This is a genomic window from Ruegeria sp. BHSB064 (assembly GCF_059613205.1).
Genome location: NZ_JBXWSB010000225.1, coordinates 1 through 2,826 on the forward strand (window position 1 = coordinate 1; position 2,826 = coordinate 2,826).

Annotated in this window: 3 protein-coding genes; all 3 read left to right on the forward strand. The window is 61.5% G+C overall.

Annotated features, from left to right (window positions below):
* The coding region (locus AC2FNU_RS24460; protein ID WP_496794095.1) for an AAA family ATPase at nt 1-474 on the forward strand (474 nt) is incomplete at its 5' end.
* The gene (locus tag AC2FNU_RS24465) at nt 471-1,346 is read left to right on the forward strand and encodes a DUF58 domain-containing protein (RefSeq protein WP_496794099.1); all 876 of its coding nucleotides are present in this window, start codon (nt 471-473) and stop codon (nt 1,344-1,346) included. The genes AC2FNU_RS24460 and AC2FNU_RS24465, both read left to right, overlap by 4 nt.
* On the forward strand, nt 1,343-2,826 hold a 1,484-nt coding region (locus tag AC2FNU_RS24470), incomplete at its 3' end, for a BatA domain-containing protein (protein ID WP_496794102.1). The genes AC2FNU_RS24465 and AC2FNU_RS24470, both read left to right, overlap by 4 nt.

Sequence of the window (2,826 nt, forward strand, 5' to 3'; positions counted from 1 at the left end):
TTTCTGGTTCAAATCGACGTCGAATATCCTGATCGGCAGACCGAACGCGATATTCTGCTGGCCACAACCGGTGTGGAAGAGGAAGCAGCGCATCAGATTTTCAGCAAAGAAGACCTGTTGGCGGCTCAAGTTCTGTTGCGCCGGATGCCGGTCGGGGAATCTGTTGTTGAACTGATCCTTGATCTGGTTCGCGCCTTCCGCCCCGAAGAAGCTGGTGTTTCCGAACGCGTTTCAGAAACCGTGGCCTGGGGTCCTGGCCCCCGCGCAGCTCAAGCGCTGATGATGACGGTGCGTGCGCGCGCGATGTTGCAGGGACGACTGGCCCCGAATGCCGAGGATGTTCTGGACATGGCGCGCCCGGTTCTCAGCCACCGGATGGCGTTGAACTTTGCGGCGCGTGCTCGCGGTGACAGCCTTGCCGAGCTGATTGACTCGACGGCTGCCGGTCTGATCCGGACCGAGGCCGCGGCGTGAATGCGGCGCTGACCCTTCGCGAAAGGTCCGAGGCCGAAGCGTCCCGGCTGCCGCCTCTTTTGGCGCGGGCCGAGCACTTGGCCGGAACTGTTCTTCTAGGCGATCACGGGCGGCGGCGCTCGGGGATGGGCGATGATTTCTGGCAATACCGCCCCGCGCAAATCGGGGACAGCCGCCGCATGATCGACCACCGCCGCTCGGCGCGGGGGGATCAGCAGTTTGTGCGCGAACGCGAATGGCAGATCGCGCAATCGGTGATGCTTTGGGTCGATCAGGGCGCGTCGATGCGGTTTTCGTCTGATAAATCTCTACCGACAAAAGCAGACCGCGCCCGACTGTTGGGGTTGGCAACTTCAATCTTGCTGGTGCGCGGTGGCGAACGGGTGGGACTGACCGGCACAACCCTACCGCCTCGTCGCGGTAATGCCCAGATCATCCGACTGGCGCAAGCGTGGTCTGAAGATGAGCAAACGGATTACGCTCCGCCTGAGCACCGTGCCATGATCCCCCATGCTCGCGCCGTGTTTATCTCGGATTTCCTTGGTCCCATGGACGAAGTTGAACTGGCCCTGACCAAAGCTGCCGATCGTGGTGTGCGCGGCGTGGTCTTGCAAGTGCTGGATCCGGGCGAAGAGACGTTTCCGTACCGGGGCCGCACAATTTTCGAAAGCGTCGGTGGCACTGTTCGGCATGAAACGCTCAAAGCCGCTGAATTGCGGGATCGCTATCTGGATCGCCTTGCACGCCGTAAGGATGCCCTGACACAGCTATGTCGCGCGACCGGCTGGCAACTTGGTCTGCATCACACGGGCGACAGCGCGCAAGCGGCTCTGTTATGGCTCTATCGGGCCTTGGATGGGGGCACGCGATGACGGTTCTGGCAGGCATCGGCTTTACCGCGCCATGGGTTTTGCTGGGGCTTCTGACCCTGCCGATCCTATGGCTGATCCTGCGTGCGGTGCCGCCTGCTCCGATCCGCCGGATGTTCCCGGCAGTGACGCTGTTGTTGGGCCTGAAGGATGATGAAAGCGTCTCGGATCGTACACCATGGTGGTTGCTGTTGCTGCGGATGCTGGCAGCTGCCGCCATTATCATCGGTCTGGCCGGACCGGTTCTGAATCCATCGCGGGATGAGACCGGTACAGGGCCGCTCTTGCTGGTTCTGGATGCCAGTTGGGCCGGTGCCACGCGGTGGTCGGCCACGCTCGATCAGATTGACGCGCAACTGACCGAGGCTGGACGTGCGGGCCGCACCGTCGCCATAATGCGCCTGACCGAGCCCGAACCCCCGGTTTTTCAGGCGGCCGAGGCTTGGCGCGGGCGTTTACCGGGTCTGACCCCGAACCCCTGGCAACCTACTGAAGATCAGATTTTGCAGGCCATCGCTGTGCTGGATGAAGTCGATGGGGGCTTTGACACCCATTGGTTCAGCGACCGACTGGACTATGCCCAACATGCCGGGTTGGTCGCCGCCTTACAGGCGCGTGGCGGTGCAACGGTTTATCAGGGCGCGTCGCGCCCCATTGCGATCTTGCCCGCGGCCTATCAGGATGGGCTGATCCAACTGACTGTTCAGCGCGCTGGTCCCGGCCCGCAAGAGGCTGTGACAGTCCTGGCGCAAGGGCGCGATCCGGCAGGCACGGCGCGTGTGTTACATTCAGTCGATCTGATTCTCGAAGCGGGTGAAACCTCGGCGCAGGTCGATCTGGCATTGCCGTCGGAGTTGCGCGCTCGGATTACGCGCTTCGAAATTCAGGGCCAAAGATCCGCCGGAGCTGTAACTCTGACCGATGACAGTTTGCGTCGTCGCGAGGTTGCGTTGATTGCCGGAACCCTGAACCGCGAAGGGCTAGAGCTGTTGTCGCCCCTGCATTACTTGACGCAGGTTCTGATCCCCACCGCAGATTTTGTCGATGGTGGCCTGCTTGAGGTTCTGCCTGCCAACCCGGATGTGATTGTCTTGTCGGATGTGGCGCAGATGTCGGATACCGAAGAGGCCGAACTGATTGAATGGGTTGAACAGGGTGGCCTGCTGTTGCGGTTTGCCGGTCCGCGTATGGCGGCCAGCGATCTTGGGCGGGACACCGAAGACACGCTGCTGCCCGCTCGTCTGCGCAGCGGCGGTCGATCTGTTGGCGGTGCGATGAGCTGGGGTGAGGCAAAAACCTTGGCACCATTCCCAGAAAGCTCTCCGTTCTATGGTTTGGACATTCCCGATGATGTGGTCGTCTCGACCCAAGTGATGGCTCAACCAGACCCTAATCTGGCGGATCGCGTGATTGCTTCGCTGTCTGATGGAACACCGTTGGTAACACGCAAGGCGTTGGGATTGGGGCAGGTGGTGCTGTTCCA